Source organism: Oxalobacter aliiformigenes (genome assembly GCF_027116575.1).
In the GTDB taxonomy this organism is placed as follows: domain Bacteria; phylum Pseudomonadota; class Gammaproteobacteria; order Burkholderiales; family Burkholderiaceae_D; genus Oxalobacter; species Oxalobacter aliiformigenes.
In genome coordinates this window covers 2089796-2108829 of record NZ_CP098252.1, presented here as the reverse complement: position 1 = coordinate 2108829, position 19034 = coordinate 2089796, and the positions used below count along the sequence as shown (strand labels likewise).

Annotated in this window: 17 protein-coding genes; 9 read left to right on the top strand and 8 right to left on the bottom strand. The window is 46.4% G+C overall.

Annotated elements, in window-relative coordinates; translation table 11 throughout:
• Positions 1 to 3: 3 nt before the first annotated feature.
• The 5 genes from NB647_RS09625 to NB647_RS09605 all read right to left on the bottom strand — a co-directional run bounded on the left by NB647_RS09625 (position 4) and on the right by NB647_RS09605 (position 2429).
• Entirely contained in the window at positions 4 to 315 is a 312-nt protein-coding gene (locus tag NB647_RS09625) for a BON domain-containing protein (protein ID WP_269264381.1), read from the bottom strand.
• 18 nt (positions 316 to 333) lie between these two features.
• Positions 334 to 741, bottom strand: a complete 408-nt coding sequence (locus NB647_RS09620) for a PRC-barrel domain-containing protein (protein WP_269283292.1) — start codon at positions 739 to 741, stop codon at positions 334 to 336.
• Positions 742 to 1073: 332 nt separating this feature from the next.
• The gene (locus tag NB647_RS09615; protein WP_416143587.1) at positions 1074 to 1385 is read right to left on the bottom strand and encodes a phage holin family protein; all 312 of its coding nucleotides are present in this window, start codon (positions 1383 to 1385) and stop codon (positions 1074 to 1076) included.
• A gap of 80 nt (positions 1386 to 1465) precedes the next feature.
• Positions 1466 to 1897 (bottom strand): ElaB/YgaM/YqjD family protein, encoded by a 432-nt coding sequence (locus NB647_RS09610; RefSeq protein ID WP_269283291.1) that lies wholly within the window; start codon positions 1895 to 1897, stop codon positions 1466 to 1468.
• 55 nt (positions 1898 to 1952) lie between these two features.
• The gene (locus NB647_RS09605) at positions 1953 to 2429 is read right to left on the bottom strand and encodes a DUF4142 domain-containing protein (protein WP_269283289.1); all 477 of its coding nucleotides are present in this window, start codon (positions 2427 to 2429) and stop codon (positions 1953 to 1955) included.
• 301 nt (positions 2430 to 2730) lie between these two features.
• On the opposite strand from NB647_RS09605, the gene NB647_RS09600 reads away from it, so the two are divergent.
• Both NB647_RS09600 and NB647_RS09595 read left to right on the top strand, forming a co-directional pair.
• Positions 2731 to 4359, top strand: a complete 1629-nt coding sequence (locus NB647_RS09600) for an AAA family ATPase (protein ID WP_269283286.1) — start codon at positions 2731 to 2733, stop codon at positions 4357 to 4359.
• Positions 4360 to 4479: 120 nt separating this feature from the next.
• Complete coding sequence (locus NB647_RS09595) at positions 4480 to 4749, top strand: hypothetical protein (RefSeq protein WP_269283284.1); 270 nt, start codon at positions 4480 to 4482, stop codon at positions 4747 to 4749.
• Between the two features lie 132 nt (positions 4750 to 4881).
• Here the strand turns inward: NB647_RS09595 and NB647_RS09590 are convergent, their stop codons facing one another.
• Positions 4882 to 6381, bottom strand: a complete 1500-nt coding sequence (locus tag NB647_RS09590; RefSeq protein ID WP_269283282.1) for a leucyl aminopeptidase — start codon at positions 6379 to 6381, stop codon at positions 4882 to 4884.
• 33 nt (positions 6382 to 6414) lie between these two features.
• Here NB647_RS09590 and lptF point away from each other — a divergent pair, with 33 nt between their 5' ends.
• The 3 genes from lptF to NB647_RS09575 all read left to right on the top strand — a co-directional run bounded on the left by lptF (position 6415) and on the right by NB647_RS09575 (position 9747).
• Entirely contained in the window at positions 6415 to 7548 is a 1134-nt protein-coding gene (lptF, locus tag NB647_RS09585) for an LPS export ABC transporter permease LptF (protein ID WP_269264374.1), read from the top strand.
• Positions 7545 to 8693, top strand: a complete 1149-nt coding sequence (lptG, locus tag NB647_RS09580) for an LPS export ABC transporter permease LptG (protein ID WP_269283280.1) — start codon at positions 7545 to 7547, stop codon at positions 8691 to 8693. The genes lptF and lptG overlap by 4 nt, the downstream gene beginning before the upstream one ends.
• Before the next feature lie 112 nt (positions 8694 to 8805).
• The gene (locus NB647_RS09575) at positions 8806 to 9747 is read left to right on the top strand and encodes a CysB family HTH-type transcriptional regulator (protein WP_269264372.1); all 942 of its coding nucleotides are present in this window, start codon (positions 8806 to 8808) and stop codon (positions 9745 to 9747) included.
• Between the two features lie 13 nt (positions 9748 to 9760).
• Here NB647_RS09575 and hrpA read toward each other — a convergent pair whose 3' ends face one another.
• The gene (gene hrpA, locus NB647_RS09570; protein WP_269283277.1) at positions 9761 to 13660 is read right to left on the bottom strand and encodes an ATP-dependent RNA helicase HrpA; all 3900 of its coding nucleotides are present in this window, start codon (positions 13658 to 13660) and stop codon (positions 9761 to 9763) included.
• Between the two features lie 139 nt (positions 13661 to 13799).
• Between hrpA and argA the strand changes: the two genes are divergently transcribed.
• The 4 genes from argA to NB647_RS09550 all read left to right on the top strand — a co-directional run bounded on the left by argA (position 13800) and on the right by NB647_RS09550 (position 16535).
• The gene (gene argA, locus NB647_RS09565; RefSeq protein WP_269283274.1) at positions 13800 to 15104 is read left to right on the top strand and encodes an amino-acid N-acetyltransferase; all 1305 of its coding nucleotides are present in this window, start codon (positions 13800 to 13802) and stop codon (positions 15102 to 15104) included.
• A 50-nt stretch (positions 15105 to 15154) separates the two neighbouring features.
• Positions 15155 to 15427 (top strand): oxidative damage protection protein, encoded by a 273-nt coding sequence (locus NB647_RS09560; protein WP_269283272.1) that lies wholly within the window; start codon positions 15155 to 15157, stop codon positions 15425 to 15427.
• A gap of 82 nt (positions 15428 to 15509) precedes the next feature.
• On the top strand, positions 15510 to 15998 hold the full coding sequence (locus NB647_RS09555; protein ID WP_269283270.1) for an Hsp20/alpha crystallin family protein: 489 nt from the start codon (positions 15510 to 15512) through the stop codon (positions 15996 to 15998).
• Between the two features lie 54 nt (positions 15999 to 16052).
• Positions 16053 to 16535, top strand: coding sequence for a YbhB/YbcL family Raf kinase inhibitor-like protein (locus NB647_RS09550; protein ID WP_269283268.1), 483 nt, complete (start codon positions 16053 to 16055; stop codon positions 16533 to 16535).
• Positions 16536 to 16602: 67 nt separating this feature from the next.
• Here the strand turns inward: NB647_RS09550 and lon are convergent, their stop codons facing one another.
• The gene (gene lon, locus NB647_RS09545) at positions 16603 to 19032 is read right to left on the bottom strand and encodes an endopeptidase La (protein ID WP_269264367.1); all 2430 of its coding nucleotides are present in this window, start codon (positions 19030 to 19032) and stop codon (positions 16603 to 16605) included.
• Positions 19033 to 19034 lie beyond the last annotated feature (2 nt).

Sequence of the window (19034 nt, the reverse complement as noted above, 5' to 3'; positions counted from 1 at the left end):
TATCTATTTTACCAAGAGGCTGTTTTTGACTTTTCTTACGCCTTCCACTTTCTTGGCGACTTGTACAGCCTGATTAATCTGGCTTTGTGTAGAGACGAAACCACTCAGTTGAACCTCTCCATTGTAAGTTTCGACGTTGATTTCGGCTGCACTTAGGTCTGGATCATTAAATAAGGCAGCTTTGACTTTGGTCGTGATTACAGCATCGTCAATATATTCCGAGGCACTTTGATGTTGCTGGGTGGAAGCGCATCCAACCAGACTCACAAGAAATAATGCCATGAAAAAGGCAGAGATTTTTGGGGAAAGTTTCATAAGATCCTCCTGGAAAATTTACATGCCAACCTGATAAGGTTCGACTCCATAAAAGGCGTGGATTTCACGAATCCAGTTTTTGTCCGCCATGTCAGGCCAATTGTCTTTTTCGATATAAGGTGCATTGTTGATGGAATTTTCATCGACATCAAGGAATAAATGACCCTTGATACCGTCGTTGTGAAAGGCCCGGAAGGGAACAGCGAAGAGGCGTTCTCCCATACCCAGAAAACCACCGAATGTCATGAGAGCATATGCGACATGTTGTGTTCGCATATCGATCATCAGTTCCTCAATATTACCCAGTTTTTTGCCATTTTTTCCGATAACTTCCTCGCCGATAATTGTTTTGACACCCATAAAACAGATTCCATCGGGAGAATCGCACTTGTACATACCATAGACATCGTTTACCAGATAACTCATTTGGTTCCTCCATGATAATTAAAAATTTCTCATGAAAATCGTAGTGATTCTTTCATCAAGTTATTCAGAAGTTTATTGTCGAAATACTTTTTTCAGCAGATAAGAAAAAAAGTTTTTCTTCCACAGAAAATATGAAATCAACAATGTAATCCATGAATGGTATTTCATTACGGATCTGAAGATGATGCTTCGAGGAAAGAAACTATTCATATAATTTTCGTATCGTAAATGAGCAGATCTTTCCTTCAGATATTCATTTTTCCATGTAATTCTGCTGATTCTTAGGCTCTGGATGAGCACTTTCTTCTCATTTTCAAGATAAATCAGTGTTTTCATAAAAATTCTTTCATCATATCGATGTCCTGTTTCAATTCTTTTTCAATATCGCAGAACAAAGGGGTGGATGAACGGTACCGTATATATATAAGCAGACTGATAAGAAGAACCAGAACATGAGCGAGGAAAACACACCAGGCAGCTATAATAAGGTATGGGGTATTGATAAAGGAAAGTATAATGGCAATACCCAGAAAAATTAACGAAAGAAATAGAAAAACGAAAATTATGGCCAGACAAACCATTCTGTTGATGAAGAGTTGCTTCTGGATTTTCAAATCAATTAACAGAAGTCTCAGATAATCCATCATCCTTTGCTGGATATACCTTCCGATAGTTCTCATGTTTTTCAATTTGTCGATCACGGAAGCACCTCTCTTGACAGTTGTTATTTTCGCGACATGATTTTTCCGAGCAGGAAACCGATACCGGCGGCAATTCCAACTGATTGATATGGTTTTTCTCTTATATAATTGCCTGTAAATTGAATACTTTTTCCGGCTTTTTCAAGTGCACAGTGTTTGAGTTGACTGGCCTTGCCTTTTGCTGTTTCAAGGTTTGTTGAGATCGTTTGTCTGGCTACATTTATCCCTTTGCTGGATAAATCAATGACTCGATCTTTTAGGTCTTTCAGATCTTCCTGGAATCTTTCAGTTTCATTGTTCAGGTTCTCCTTGATGTTGCCGGTTGCGGACATAAAGTCGTTTTTGGAAATATCGATCTGTTCAGAAACCGATTCCATTTTCTGTTTCAGATCTTCCTTGGTTTGAGGATCCGGTGAATTCAACATAATCAATCTCGCAATGAAATGTTTTTTCAATCACATGAGTCGTTACATGGAACCGCGTATACTGGTGGCTTCCTGCAAATGATTTTCAATATTCTGCTTCATTTGAAGTGTATAGTTTTTTCAGCGCCGGGTTTTGTACACGAGGAAGAATGTAGCCATTGATTATTTCGAGAGCTTTTTTATGAGAACTTATCTGATAGTCCATATAGGTTCTGTCAAATGCGATCCCCTGGAGTTTTTTCATTGTACGCATGGCTTTGCGGGCCTCGCTACGAAATGTTCTTGCATCAGCGCTGGAGATCTTGCTGATATTATTTTCTTTCAGGATTTTTTCAAGTTCTTTCTGGGCATTTTGATGTTCAGTGAACATTTTTGTTGAGAACTGGAGAATTGGCTGACTGATCGTTTTATCTTTTGCCATTTTGCTTGTTTCAATCTCGGCTTTATTGATTGCCCAAAGTGTGGATGCAACTTCCGGTGCACTATTGTAATTCTGTGCATGAGCAACTGAAATGCCCAAACCGAAAGCGATCAATAATATAAAAGACATCATTTTTTTCATTTGATTTCTCCCTATGTTTGAAGTGGCAGCTGTAATTAGAGTGTGAGCAAGGACATGGAGTTCCCGTTTGACCGAGAACAAAATATAGCGACGCGAATATCATTCTTTTAATTTATAATTCCTGCAGTCAATATTTCCGTGCGAATTTTCACTGGCTGACTTTGTTTGACCCTATTAAGAATCTGTATCTATTTCACAAAAAAAAGGGGATGAGCAAAAAGTCTTGCTAAAATGTACTTTTATGTGGAAAGCGGATGTTCCTGATTTGTGTCCAACTTGCCCTCAACACGGGAGTGCTTGAATGAATTATGAAGAATCTTCACGTGGTATTTTGATAACCATTTCTGCTGCAATTGCGAAGGAGGCCAAAGAAAGTTTTGCGCATGCGGACTGGGCCAAGAATATTCCTGCCTATCTTCTTTTGAGAGGCGATGACGAGATAACCATTTCTTACAATGAACTGGATGAAATAGCAAAAGACTGGGTACAGGAAAAACTGACGCAGGGGGGGCATCGTGCCATGGCAGGGACAATTGCAGGATTAAGAGCCGCCTCGAAAGATCCCGCAAATATTGAAATATACGATCTGGTCGTGCTTGCCCAGGCATTGGGTGAATATATTAAACAGGATGCCATTGACGGCTGGCTTTATACACTTGGTGACGAGGGGGAACATGTTCCCTGGCTTGTGACCGACGTAGCTTATCAGGAAGCTTCGAATGCACCGCCGTGTGTAGCGGTGTATTTGACGGCGAACAGTATTCCGACCCGTCGGGATGACCTTGTCAGACCTGCGTCGAAAGTCATTTATTTCTTTGCTGAAGATGTGCAGTTCAAAAAAATAGCCGATGTTTTGGCAATGAAAGGGTTCATGAAGGAGACGCCTGCTTTAAAGGCCGGTTACCTTAAAGCCATGGAGGTTTTTACTGACATCCTGCCTAAAATGAACAGTCAGTTCTGGGCGACAGGAAGCGGGATGGAAGTGGATATGGATGAAAGGACCCACTATCCTGAACGGGTTGTTTTTGAAAATCCTTGCAGGGTTATCAATGATGAAGGGCTTCTTCACAGAAAGTTTTTTACCAAAATCAATTCTCCGTTCTGGGAAAGTTTTGGACTGAATTTCAATGAAATACCCGTTCATCCACATATATTGTGCTTCAATCTTGAAACCCATACGAACATGTGGATCCATGTCGATAATCTAACCGATTATCAGTATGATTCCAGTCTCAGGGAAAAATTGATCCTGCCGGAAGAACACCGTGATCTGATTGATATCCTGACGCAGGACATGGATATTCTCATGGATGATATTGTCGCAGGCAAGTCGGGAGGAACAACGATATTGTGTAAAGGTGCACCTGGGTTGGGCAAGACGTTGACAGCAGAAGTCTATTCGGAAGTGGTCGGCAGGCCTTTGTATCGGGTTCATTCCGGGCAGTTGGGGGTTTCTTCGGAAAATGTCGAAAAAAATCTTGAAAAAGTTTTAAAGCGTGCCCAGCGTTGGGGTGCTGTCATGTTGATCGATGAAGCCGATGTATATATTCGCCGGCGTGGAAATGAAATCGATCATAATGCGGTTGTTGCGTCTTTTTTGCGCACGCTAGAATATTTTCACGGGTTGCTTTTTCTGACAACCAACCGTGTCGATGATGTGGATGATGCGATTGCATCCCGTTGTATAGCTACTATCCGCTATTCAGTGCCGAAAGCCGAGGATGCCAAACGGATTTGGAATGTTCTGGCCAATCAGTTCCAGTTTCAGTTGTCGGAGGATCTGGTTGACAGTCTGGTTGACAACTTCAGGGGCGTATCCGGTCGGGATATCAAGGAATTGTTGAAACTGACGGCAAAATGGTGTCGTCAGAAAAATGTCACACCATCACTGGATGTGTTCAAGACTTGTGCGCAGTTTAGGGGGCTGTAAGAATCTTGTTGCGTTTTTCTTGCGGCGTATCAAGGGATGACGTGAGTTGTTTTCTTATTCTGGGTTTATTGTGTTGCAAGCAGACACAAATAATGTGTATTAAACTTTTTGGAGCTCATGATGAAGAAAATATCTCATTCCGTTTTGTTTGTTCTGTTATCGGCTATAGGAGGGATGGCATTGGCTGCCAATTATTACCCTCCTTCCGATATCGTTGAAACAACAGATCCGGCAGCTGCACAGGCTGTTTTGAAGCAGGCAAGGGAAATCCAGATGCAGGAATCGACATCCTCTCAGCCAGTCAAGCAAAAGGCCAATAAGACCAGGAAAGGAAAAAAGAAAACGGTCAGAAAAACCAAAACGGTAACGGAAGAAACTTCCATGCAATAGTGGTGAATTGAGACAACTGACAAATGCGAATCAGGGCGGATTCCTTTCTGTCAGTCGTGCAGGAAGGTACGGGAACCGGTTAATCGACAGGCAGAATATGGCTTTAGGTCGGAAAACCTAAAGCCATATTTTTTAATGGTTTTCACGCTGGATGAGGTAAGTGCACAACAGGGGAACCGGTCGGCCTGTTGCACCTTTGGACGGGCCGCTTTTCCAGGCTGTGCCTGCAATATCCAGATGTGCCCAGACGAATTTCCGTGTAAATCTTTCCAGAAAACAGGCGGCAGTGACACAACCTGCCGGTTGGCCGCCAATGTTGGCCATATCTGCAAAATTCGATTTCAGCTGGTCCTGATAGGCATCTTGAATGGGCATGCGCCACACAGGATCATTGGAACTTTTTGCCGCGGCAATCAAATCGCCGGCGAGCTTGTCATGCTGTTCATCCAGTCTTGTGAACAAGCCGCTGTTGATGTGTCCGAGTGCAACGATGCAGGCACCCGTAAGCGTTGCGATGTCGATAACAACAGCCGGATTGAATTTTTCTGCATAGGTCAGGGCATCGCAGAGAATAAGGCGGCCTTCGGCATCCGTATTCAGGATTTCAACGGTCTGTCCGGACATGGAGGTCACAATATCTCCGGGTTTGTTTGCATGGCCGGAAGGAAGGTTTTCACAGGCGGGGATAATACCGATGATGTTCTGTTTCAGATCAAGTTCACCAATGGCCTTGAAGGTTCCCAGGACAGAAGCGGCACCACACATATCAAACTTCATTTCATCCATACTTGCACCGGGTTTGAGAGAAATGCCGCCTGAATCGAATGTAATTCCTTTTCCGACAAGAATGACGGGAGCTTCTTTTGATTTTCCCTTCATGTGTTTCAGAACGATGAATTTGGGGGGCTCATCACTTCCTTTGGCAACGGAAAGAAAACATCCCATTTTCAGCGATTCAATTTGTTTTCTGTCCAGAATCTCGGTTCCGAATTTATAGGTCTGTGCCAGAGTTTTTGCCTGCTTGGCCAGATAGGTCGGAGTGCAGATATTTGCGGGCAGATTGCCGAGATCCTGTGCGAGAGTCATTCCGTCTGTTATAGCCTTTGCATGGCGCAATGCTTCTCTTGCAATGGTCATGTCTTCTGAAGGAATGTAAAATGATACCTTCTGGATTTTAGTGGAAGGTTCTTTTTGATTTTTTAAAGCGTCACTGCGATATAACTGGGAATGAAATTCCGACAGGATGCAATAAATTGACCATGAAAGATCACGGTTTGAAAGAGTATTGAACGGCAGGGCAATCAACACGTCGCCGATATTCAGTGGTTTTAGTGTTTTGATCGCGGTATCAATTGCTTGTCTGAAGTCTTTTTCTCCAATGGGTTTTTTTCCGAGTCCAAGCAGGAGCAGTCTTTTTGCCGAAAGGCCTGCAGGGGAACCGACCAGCAAGACGGAACCGGCTTTGCCACTGATGTCGCCGCTGTCAAGTGCTTGTGTGACAATGCCATTTGCATCGAGCTCGATCGCCTCATCGGTCGGTTTGCCGTTTTCATAGATACCGATGACAATACAGTCTGTTTTAATCGTATTCAGAGAGTTTTTTTTGTCAGCTGATTTTATGCTAAAGTCCATTTTTTAATCCTCCATGTACCATTATAACTTCTCATGATTTTTCAACGTGCGCTTAAACGTGAACTGTTTTCTACGGCAGCAGGCGTATTTTTGACGCTGTTCACGATTACCATCACGATGATGTTGATCCGCATACTGGGACAGGCTGCAAAAGGAAGAGTTGCGTCGGAAGATGTCATGGCACTGATTGGTTTTACATCGTTGAATTATATGCCGATCATACTGATTCTGACGGGATTTGTCTCTGTCCTGCTAGTCGTGACGAGAAGTTATCAGGATTCTGAAATGGTTGTCTGGTTCGCTTCCGGGTTAAGTCTGACAAGATGGTTGCGTCCGGTGATGGAATTTGCCATCCCTATCGTTGTTCTGGTGACGTTGCTGGGATTTTTTGTAACTCCCTGGGCTTACCGTCAAAGTGCCGAATTCAGGGAACGTTTCGAAAAACGTGAAGACATCGCCAGAATCTCTCCGGGAAAATTTCAGGAATCTGCGGCAGCACAGCGTGTGTTTTTTGTCGAGAAGATGTCCGATGATCTGGGGAAAGTGAAAAATGTTTTTATCAATTCAACAAAAAACGGGGAAATCACAACAGTGGTTTCTCAAAACGGGACAGTTGAAACCAACGATAAAGGGGAAAAATTTGTCGTATTGGAAGACGGGATGCGTTATCAGGAAACTCCGGATCAGTCCGATTTCCGGATTATGGAATTCGAGAAATACACGGCTTATATTGCGCCAAAGGGTGATGTGACAGTATCCGATATATCCACTCGGTCAATGACCACGATGGAATTATTGACTGACGCGAACAGCAAGAAAATGGGAGAATTGGTCTGGCGCATCGGGTTGCCTTTCATGTCCGTACTGTTGATGTTGCTGGCTATACCGCTGGGTTTCGTCAATCCCAGGGCAGGGCGCTCATTCAATCTGATCATTGCCGTTTTGCTTTATATGACTTACAGTAATTTGTCCAGTTTCATACAGGCATACGTTTCCCAAAACAAACTGGCTTTCGGTCTGGCGTGGTGGCCATTGCATCTGATTGTTGCACTGATTATCCTCCTGCTTTTTGCCCTGCGGCTGGGAGTAAACAGCAAATATCATCCTTATGTCCTGTTGTCCGCCATGAAACACAAACGTTTGCGGGATAAGGGGAACCGGTCATGAAAATCCTGCAACGTTACTTTTTATCCCAGATTATCAAATCGGTTGCATTCATTCTGGTCGCTTTTCTGGGATTATTCGCATTTTTCGATCTGATTGGCGAACTGTCTTCTGTCGGAAGAGGCGGGTATCAGCTGCATCATGTATTTATTTACATACTGCTTGGATTTCCCGGCTATATATATGAGCTGATGCCTTTTGCCGTATTGATCGGAACCATTTATGCAATGGCTTTGTTTGCCTCCAATTCCGAGTTCACGATTATGAGGGTTTCTTCATTATCGACGGGGGATGCCTGCTGGATGCTTGCAAAAGTCGGTCTGGTCTTTCTCTTGTTTACTTTTCTGGTAGGCGAAGTGTTGACTCCGTATACATCCAGAATAGCCTCCGATTTCAGGAACAATCTGATTGGACGGAATCTTTCCGACAAGTTCCGTACCGGCATGTGGAGCAAGGATACCATTCGTGAAAAAGGCAGGGAAGGTGCTGTCACAGGGTCCCGATTCATGAATATAAAAACCATGAGACCTGACGGAACGATTGAACAGATAAAGCTCTATGAATTCGATCAGAATCTGGAACTTGCCAGAACCTTGACTGCGGTGAAAGGCAATTATCTGGGAAATCATGAATGGGAACTGAACGGTGTCGTTGAAACACAAATCAAGTCGGCAAGCCAGTCGAAAAACAAACGCTTCCCGGATTCGGCACCCGCTCTTGTCACACAAAAGCATGATTCAGTCCGTTTGATATCCGATGTCACGCCGGATATTCTTTCCGTGATTTCTGTGGATGCTAATAAAATGTCCGCTTATGAACTGGCGGTTTACAATCGGCATCTGGTTGAAAACAAACAGGATGCCACGAGTTATCAGATAGCGTTCTGGAAAAAAATCATTTACCCTTTTTCCGTTTTTGTCATGATGGCGCTGGCATTGCCATTTGCTTATCTCCATTTCCGGTCGGGAGGTGTCAGTCTGAAAATCTTTACCGGGATCATGATCGGTGTAGCGTTTATACTGATCAACAATTTGTTCTCTCATATCGGATTGCTGAATACTTGGCCGCCGTTTTTGACGGCTGTCATTCCGAGTTTATTGTTTCTTCTGTCCGCCGTTTTTGCTCTTTGGTGGGTGGAAAGACATTGATTTTTCGAGCCCGTGTTAAATGAATTGACCGGTTTCAGGTGCAAGCGGATTCCGGCAAATTGAAATTTTAAATTCTGTAAGTTTATCCAATCAGGAAAAAACGAGACTCAAGATGAATTTGCATCAGTTACGATTTGTTCGTGAGGCAGTACGGCAAAATTTCAATTTGACCGAAGCTGCCAAAGCGTTGTTTACATCCCAGCCTGGGGTTTCCAAAGCGATTATTGAACTTGAGGATGAGCTGGGAGTCGATATTTTCCGGCGTCATGGAAAACGTATTCGTGGTCTGACGGAGCCGGGCAGAATGATTCTGAATTCGATCGAACTGATTATGCAAGAAGTCGACGATCTGAAAAGGATCGGCAAGGAATATGCCGCTCAGGATTCTGGCAGTCTGACAGTTGCGGCGACACATACCCAGGCACGTTATTTCCTGCCTAAAATTATTCCCGATTTCATACAAAAATATCCGAAAGTCAGGCTTTCTCTTCTGCAGCGCAAGGCAGACGATATCGCGGAAATGGTTTTGCTTGACCAGGCGAATCTGGCTGTCGTAACGGATTATGTGGCAGAACAGGATGGGTTGATCACTTTGCCATGCAACCAGTGGGAATTTCATCTGGTTGTCAAGCCAGACCATCCTTTAAATGATGTGAAAATGTTGACGCTGGCGGAAATTGCAAAATATCCGCTTATCACTTATGACAAGATTTTTTATGGAAGGAGCCGGATAGAAAACATTTTCCATCAAAGAAATGTCAAGCCGGATATTCTTCTGGAAGTCATTGATGCCGATGTCATTAAAACGTATGTCGAACTGGGGCTTGGTGTCGGTATTATTGTCGGTATGGCATTCAACCCTGAGCAGGACAAAAATTTGCGTTCCATACCGGTAGGACATCTTTTCGGTACCGGAAGATCAAGTATTCTGGTCAGGAAAAATGCTTATTTGCGTGGATATATTTATGCATTTATCGAGATGATATCGCCCAATCTGAATCGCAAGCTTGTTGAGAAGGCATTGCTTGACGAGACGGCAACGTACGAATTGTAATGGTTGACTGGCGCTATCTCTGCATGGTTTCCCAGATTTTCTGAAGTCGCTTGACGGAAACTGAAAACGGCGTACGCAATTCCTGAGCGAAAAGAGAGACTCTCAATTCTTCCAGAAGCCAGCGATATTCGATTGTTTTCGGATTCTGTTCAAGTTTTTTCAGCCGTTTTTCTTTCAGATACCTGTGGTATGGAGAAGCGACCTGTTGCCAGCTGGCAAAAAGTGTTTTGTCTCTTTGGGGATCGTTGCGGCATTTTTCGATACGAATGTTGCAAGCTTTCAGGTAGCGTGGAAAGTGTTTGAGTCTTTCGAGGGAGTTTTCCGTGATGAATTGCTTGTCGATCAATTGTGACAATTGCTGGTTGATATCGGCCAGCGCATAATCATGGGGTTTTATTGCAGAAAGTTTTCTCTGGATAGCCTGATATTCGGCAAGTATCTGCGAAACGGTTTTGGCGATTTCATTGCATATCAGTCCTATACGTGTTTTTCCCTCGTTTTTCCTTTTTTCAAAATCGGACTGTTTCTCTGGCAAGGGCTGATACATGAAGGCCGCTTCAAGGGATGCCTGTAATATCTGGTCGCGCAATTCTTCCTGTGATCCCAGTTTGATAAATTGCATTCCCATCTGGGTAAGGCCATTGATGTTTTTGCCAAGGAATTTGAGCTGATCTTTCAACTGTAGCGAAAACAGTCTCCGTAATCCGGCATGATGAATGCGTTTTGCCATTGCCGGTTCATCAAAGACTTCAATTTCACAATGAGTGGTTTTATCTGCCAGCGCAGGGTAACCGATCAGGGACTGTTTTCCTTTGGTTATTTCAAGCAGTTCGGGCAATGGTTCAAAATTCCATGTCATGATTTTTTCAGAAGAAAACGACATGTCGTTATTGTCCTGAACCGGGTGGCCGGATCTGTGTTTTGCAGAAGGCGACGTTTTTTCCTTTTTTCCGGAGGAACGTAATTCGGCCAGTTGCCGGAAAGCCTCTCTGGCCTGTTTGCCGAAATCAGATTTCAGGGATGCCAGATTGCGGGACATTTCGAGCATCCGGTTATGTTCATCAACTACCCGAAAGTTCATGAACAGATGTAACGGCAGCGTTTCCTGTCTGAAATCCTCTTTTTTGACCATGACATGGGTTTGCTCGCGGATATCGGCGATAATGGCATCGATTAGCGATCCCGAGCCGAACGAGTTTTTGTTACGGATCCGGTCAACGAATTTTGCAGCGTAATCCGGAAGCGGAACACAGTTTCTCCGGATTTTCTGGGGAAGGGATTTGAGCAACAGCTGGGTTTTTTCTTTCAGCATGCCGGGGACCAGCCATTCGCAACGTACCTCATCAAGCTGGTTTAATGCGTAGATCGGTATTGTCAGTGTGACACCGTCCCGTACACTGCCGGGCTCAAAGTGATAACCCAGTGTCATTTCAATCCCGGCCAGATTCAGTGTTTTCGGAAACAGTTCCGTCGTGATACCCGCCGCTTCATGACGCATCAGGCCGTCACGATTCAGGAAAAGCAGTTTCGGATTTTCTTTTGTCGCTTCCTTGTGCCATTTCTCGAAGGAAAATCCATTGATGACAGATGGTGGCAAATGCTGGTCGTAAAATGCGGCGATCAGTTCTTCGTCAATCAATACATCGGTTCTTCTTGACTTGTGTTCCAGATTTTCGATTTCGCGAATCAATCGCTGATTGTGAGCGAAAAAAGGCGCTTTTGTTTCGTAATCACCGTTGACCAGTGCTTCACGGATAAATATCTGGCGTGCTTCCGCCGGATTGATTTGTCCGTAATGAATGCGACGCTGGTTATAGACTGCCAGACCGTAGAGCGTTGCCCGTTCAAAGGCCGAGACCTGTGCAGGACGTTTTTCCCAGTGAGGATCACTCCAGCTTTTTTTCAGCAGGTGGTGTCCTACCCTCTCCAGCCATTCGGGCTGGATTTGCGCAATACAACGGGCATACAGCCGGGTTGTATCGACCAGTTCCGATGCCATGATCCACCGGCCGTTTTTACGTGCGAGCGAGGATCCCGGCCATATCTGGAAACGGATTCCGCGGGCTCCCAGAAATACCGTCGTGTCTTCGGTTTTGCAACCGACATTTCCCAGAAGCCCTGTCAGTAATGCCAGATGCAACTGTTCATAAGTCGCATCCAGTTCATTGAGGCGCCATCCTCTTTCGCGGACAATAGTCAAAAGCTGGGAGTGGATGTCCCGCCATTCGCGCAATCTCAGGAATGAAAGAAACTGGTCACGGCAGCTTTCACGCAGCAGTCTGTTTGACTTTTTGTGTTCAAGCGCTTCATCGAACCAGTTCCATATTTTCAGATAAGTCATGAATTCGGACTGGTTATTCGCGAATTTCCGATGGGCGTTATCGGCAGCTTCCTGCGCATCGATGGGCCTGTCGCGCGGGTCCTGAATGGACAGGGCCGATGCGATAATCAGTATTTCTTTGAGACATTGATGATCGCGGGCCGCCAGTATCATGCGGCCGATACGGGGATCCAGCGGAAGCATGGCCAGTTCCCGTCCGACCGGAGTCATCTGGTTGAACTCGTCAAGTGCCCCCAATTCCTGCAAAAGCTGATATCCATCGGCAATGGCCCTTTTCAGGGGTGGTTCCATGAAGGGAAAGGTATCGATATTTCCCAGTTTCAGGGATTTCATCCTTAAAATAACAGATGCCAGCGAAGACCGAAGAATTTCAGGGGTGGTATAGGGTTGCCTGAGAGAATAATCCTGTTCGTCATACAACCGGATACAGATACCGGATGCAACACGTCCACAACGCCCTGCACGCTGATTGGCGGCTGCCTGCGAGACAGGTTCGATATGCAGTTGTTCGACTTTGTTCCGGTAACTGTAGCGCTTTACACGGGCAAGTCCCGTATCGATGACAAACCGGATGCCCGGAACGGTCAGGGATGTTTCTGCCACATTGGTCGCCAGAATGATTCTTCTTGCATTGGCAGGCTTGAAAATCTTTTCCTGTTCCTGTGCAGAAAGCCTGGCATAAAGAGGCAGAATCTGGACGTGGGGCGGGTGATGTTTTCTCAAGGCTTCTGCCGTTTCCCGGATTTCCCTTTCCCCCGGCAGGAAAACGAGGGTATCTCCTGAACCTGTTCTGAACAGTTCATCGACAGAATCGACAATAGCCTCCATCAGATCACGGGTTTGGCGGGTATCGGATCTGTCTTTATCCTCCTGTGTCGTGTTGTCAAGAACGGGGCGGTAACGGATCTCGACGGGATACAGCCTGCCGGATACTTCAATAATGGGAACGGATTCTTTATCTGTACTGAAATGGCGGGCGAAACGTTCCGCATCTATTGTCGCGGAAGTGATAATAAGTTTCAGATCCGGTCTTTTCGGCAGAAGCTGTTTGAGATACCCCAGAAGAAAGTCGATATTCAGGCTGCGTTCATGAGCTTCATCAATGATGATCGTATCGTATTGTTTCAGAAGACGGTCGCTTTGCGTTTCGGCCAGAAGAATGCCATCCGTCATCAGTTTGACCGATGCCTTGGCACTCAGTTTGTCCGTGAAGCGGATTTTGTAACCGACAATTTCACCGATCGGTGAATTAAGCTCCCGTGCAATGCGATTTGCCGTCGTACTGGCGGCGATCCGGCGTGGTTGCGTGTGTCCGATCAAACCGGTTTGTCCCCTGCCAAGTTCAAGACAGATTTTGGGCAACTGGGTCGTTTTGCCAGAGCCGGTTTCACCGCAAACGACAATGACCTGATGATCCCGGATGGCCTTGGCGATTTCCTCGCGTCGAGCCGAAACCGGCAGCTCTTCAGGATAGACAATAGAAGGAACGGGCGTTCGCAGAATTTCACCGGCAGCCGGTTTCGGTTGTCTGAAGGAACGTGGTTTTTTGGATAAAGATTCGGAAGCGCTCATGTCGGTGCGCATTATAATCTCAAAGATGTTTTGATGTCTTCAAGAGGCAATATCTTCCTGGGCTTTGTTAGAGAAGAAGAACAGGAGACGGTTTTTGTCCACAATAAACTGATTAATCTATTTCCGGATCATTTCCATTATGGAAGAACAATTTGTCAAATGGCTTCGTTCTGTCGCTCCTTATATACATGCTTTTCGCGGACAGACATTTGTTGTCGCCTTTCCGGGGGAGCTGGTAAAAGCCGGTATGTTACCTGTTCTGGCTCACGATATCTCACTGTTGCATGCTTTGGGTATCAAAGTGGTCATTGTGCATGGATCACGTCCGCAGGTGGAAGAACAGCTGGATTTGCGCCATGTCAAAAGCCGGTATTATAACGGAACACGCATTACCGATCCTGAAGCGCTTGAATGCGCCAAAGAGGCCGCCGGCGAGTTGAGGATGGATATTGAGGCGGCATTCAGCCAAGGGTTGCCGAACACGCCAATGGCGCATGCTGAAATACGTCTTATTTCAGGCAATTTTGTCACGGCGACGCCTTTGGGGATACTGGATGGTATTGACCTGCAATGGACGGGCAAAGTCCGGAAAATCGCTTACGACAGTATTCATCCTATTCTGGCGTCGGGAGATCTGGTTCTTCTTTCACCTTTGGGGTATTCCCCAACAGGAGAGGCCTTCAATGTCCGTATGGAAGATGTTGCTGTTTCGGCAGCATTGGCATTGCATGCCCACAAACTGATTTTCCTGACGGAAACCCCTCTTGTCCGGGATGTGAAAGGTGACGAGATCCGGGAACTGACTTCGCATCAGGTCGAAACGTTGCTAAAAACGGCACATTTGTCACAGGAAGCCATGTCTTATCTCCGTTATGCAGCCAAAGCTTGTATTGGCGGAACGCCACGAACCCATATTGTTCCCTATGCGACAGATGGTTCAATGTTGCTGGAACTGTTTACCCATGATGGCGTCGGAACGATGGTGACTTATGAAAATGTCGAATCCTTGCGTGAAGCGACAATCGGAGATGTCGGGGCGATTCTCAAACTGATCGAGCCTTATGAAGCCAACGGTACCCTGGTCAAACGGGGCAGGGAGTTACTGGAACGTGAAATCGAGTATTTTTCGGTCATCGAACATGATGGTGTTATATTCGGTTGTGCAGCCCTGTATCCTTTTCCGGCAGAAAAAATGGCCGAGATGGCCTGTCTGATCGTTGATCCGGATGTTCAGGGGGAAGGGGACGGGGAAAGAATACTGAATCACATGGAAGACCGGGCACGGGCACTGGGGTTTGACAGATTGTTTATTCTGACAACCCAGACGGCTCACTGGTTTTTGCGCAGAGGTTTTGTTTATGCCAGTGTTGAGGAGTTGCCGAAAGACCGGCAAAGAATATATAACTGGCAGCGCAAATCCCAGGTGTTGATCAAGAAACTTTGATTGACTGGCCGGGCTCCAATCGAAACAGCAATTTATTGAAGGAGAAAGGTATGACGAGAACTGTTCATTGCATCAAGCTGGACAAGGAAGCGGAAGGGCTGGATTTCCCTCCGTATCCGGGAGAACTGGGAAAAAAAATTTATGAAAACGTTTCCAAGGAGGCGTGGCAGGCGTGGATACGTTTGCAAACGATGCTGGTCAATGAATACCGTTTGAATATGGCCGATCCCAAAGCGCGCGCCTATCTCAAGGAACAGATGGAAAATCATTTCTTTGGCGAGGGGGCCGATCAGGCGGAAGGGTATATTCCTGAAAAGAAATAGGAAATTTGTTCTGGCGGTTGAAAAAGTACGTTATTATCTGAAAATGACGTAAGCGTTTTCTTGTTGTTATCAGGAGGAACTTATGCTTGATTCCTTGAAAGAGGCCGGGAAAAGTATTGGACGTGAGCTGACCCGTGCCTGGGAAAGTCTGTCGGATGGCTGGCGCGAATTGCTCAGCCGGTGCGGCAGCGCGCTGGTCCGTTACGAAAGGCCTAAATACGGAAATGACAATGATTCATTTCCTTATTGGGGGCTGATCAATGCGGAAGTGGAAGAAACGGCTTCCGATCTGGTTGTCCGGGTCGAGATGCCCGGTGTCGAAAAGGAAAATTTTTCGATCCAGATTGTCGGGAATACGCTTTTCATTCGCGGAGAAAAGCAGTTGGTACGTGAAAACGGAGGAAGCACTTACCATCTTGTTGAACGGGCATACGGTTCGTTCGAAAGGACAATTGCTTTGCCTAAAAATGTTGACAGTGAAAAATCACAGGCAAACTATGTCGATGGCGTACTGGCAATCCGTTTGCCGAAAGCCATCAGCGAAACGGTCCGCAATATTCCGGTTGAATGACGTTTGTCCCTGAAGATCGATCAATATCTGAGAATCCTGTGAAAGGAATTGTGTATGACGATGACGATACGTTCGCCGGCATTTTCACATAATGAAATGATGCCGGCTCTTTATACTTGTGAGGGTGAAAACATTTCTCCGCCGCTGGAATGGACAGCTCCACCGGCCGGCACAAAAAGTCTGGTCATGATTTCGGACGATCCGGATGCTCCTGATCCGGCTGCGCCGAAGATGACATGGGTTCACTGGGTTCTTTACAATCTGCCTCCTGTTGCCGGTGTATTGCCTGAAGGTGTTGCCGACGGGGACTTGCCGGCAGGGACGCTGATCGGCATCAATGACCGGCAGTTTGCCGGATACAGTGGTCCCTGTCCTCCGATCGGAACACACCGTTATTTTTTCAAGTTGTATGCTCTGGATACGGTTTTGCCTGACCTTGGCAATACGACCAAAGCTGAAATTGTGAAGCGGATGGAAGGACATATTCTGGCACAGTCCGAATTGATCGGACTTTATATCCGCAGCGAAAACAGATGACAGGGCTGATGAACTGGAAAAGGCGTATTCCCGAAGGGAATTACGCCTTTTGTTTCACTTGCCGGTTTCAGGAATCATGGTCGCTGTTGTATTCGATCAGTCCTGCGCGAATGGCATCATCGACGGTTTCAAGAAAAACGAATTGAAGCTGGTTGCGCGCCTCTTCAGGGATGTCGTCCAGATCACGTTTGTTTCTGGCGGGTAACATGACGGTTTTGATACCGGCACGTAATGCCGCCAGGACTTTTTCCTTGATCCCTCCCACGGGAAGAACCAGTCCACGAAGGCTGATTTCACCTGTCATGGCATGATCGCTGGCGATCGGTTTATTCATCATGACTGACGCAAGCGCAAGAAACATGGCGACGCCGGCACTGGGACCGTCTTTGGGAATGGCTCCGGCCGGTACGTGAACGTGGATTTCACTGTTTTCGAACAGTTCCTGATTGATCCTGAGATCGACGGCACGTGCCTTGACAAGTGTCAAGGCTGCCTGTGCACTTTCTCTCATGACCTCACCCAGCTGGCCTGTCAGGGTCAATTTGTTCCTTCCCGGAACGCGGCTGGCCTCGATGAAGAGGATATCGCCACCCACCGGTGTCCAGGCCAGTCCGGTTGCGATACCAGGCATACTGGTGCGCATGGCGATTTCACTTTCATAAATCGGCGTGCCAAGAATATCCGGAATATCCGCTGAATCGACGATCACCTTCTCTGCACGGCCTTCGGCGATTTTCATGGCTGCGTTCCTGAAGACGCTGCCGATCAGACGCTCAAGATTGCGGACACCGGCTTCTCGTGTGTAATTGCCGATGATATCGTGGATGGCGCTTTCCGTTATATCGCAATTTCCGGACTTCAGTCCGTTTTCTTCGCGTTGGCGTTTGATCAGATACCGCAAGGCAATCTGTGTTTTTTCCTGTTCCGTGTAACCGGGAAGCTGAATCATTTCCAGTCTGTCGCGTAATGGGCCGGGAATGGTGTCCGGCATGTTGGCCGTACAGACGAACATGACTTTGGACAAATCGAAAGGAACCGCCAGGTAATTGTCCCTGAATGTGCTGTTCTGCGCCGGATCAAGTACTTCGAGCAGTGCCGCAGACGGATCTCCCTGAACGCCATTGCCCAGTTTGTCGACTTCATCGAGCAACATGACACAATTGTTGGTGCCTGCACGACGGATGGCCTGGATGATATTGCCGGGAAGAGCGCCGATATAGGTCCGGCGATGACCGCGGATTTCGGCTTCATCATGAACACCGCCCATGCTGACGCGAACGAATTTTCGTCCGGTTGCCTTGGCGATACTTTGTCCAAGAGATGTTTTGCCGACTCCCGGTGGGCCGACAAAACACAAAAGAGGGCTTTTGCCTTCAGGGTTGAGTTTGTGGACGGCAAGAAATTCCAGAATCCGTTTTTTGATTTTGTCAAGACCGTAGTGGTCTTCATCAAGGATCTTTCGGGCTTCATTTATATCCGTCCGGTCACTGGACGAAATTGCCCAGGGCAATTCGATGAGCCATTCAAGATAATTGCGCAACATGGAGTATTCACCTGAAGATTCCGGCATGTTTTTCAGCCGGTTCAGTTCTTTTTGCGCATGTGTCCGTACGTCTTCCGGCATATTCGCTTTTTCGATTTTCTCGGAAAGTTCCGCCGCTTCGGAAGAGGTATTGTCAAATTCTCCGAGCTGACTCTGGATAGTCTTGAGCTGTTCACGCAAAAGGGCTTCACGATGGCGATCGTCAAGCCGGTTTTTCGTCTGCTCGTCAATGTCCTTGCTGACTTTGAGAATTTCGAGCCGGTATGCGAGATGGGAAAGCAATCTGTCAATACGGGATTTCAGATCCAGGGTTTCCAGAATTTCCTGTTTTTCATCCGGTGTCAGATCCATGAGTCCCGTCATCAAATCAGCGAGCAGGGCGGCAGAGGTTACATTGCTCAGGGAATCGGACAATTCCTGGGGTACCTGCGGCAACATCTGGAGAATTTCCAGTGCACGCTGTTTCAGCTGTACCATACGGCCCTGGATATCGACATTGTCTTCCGGTTCGTCCTGTATTTTTTCGATCCGTGCGACCAGAAATGGATAACCGTCAAGCAATTCGATGAGGCGGAAACGTCCTTCACCCTGACAAACAATATGATGTGCTTCGGAGGATGCCGCGACATAACGCAGGATGCTGGCAGCTGTTCCGACCGGATACAAGTCTTTTTGTTCGGGATTGGCTGTTTCAGGGTTGCGTTGCAATACGATACCGATCTGACGGTCTGTTTTCATGGCTGCTTGTGCGGCCAGTAACGATTTTTCACGGGCAATCGTCACCGGAATGACCATCCCCGGAAACAGGACCATGTTTCTGACAGGTATGATAATTAACGCATCTTCCGGAATGGGAGGATAAGCGTTTTTTTCTCCGGTTGACAGAGAAGTATTGTTCGTGTTGCCGTCGTGGTTTTCCGATGAAGAAAGTCTTTCAAGTTCTGGTGTCGTCATAA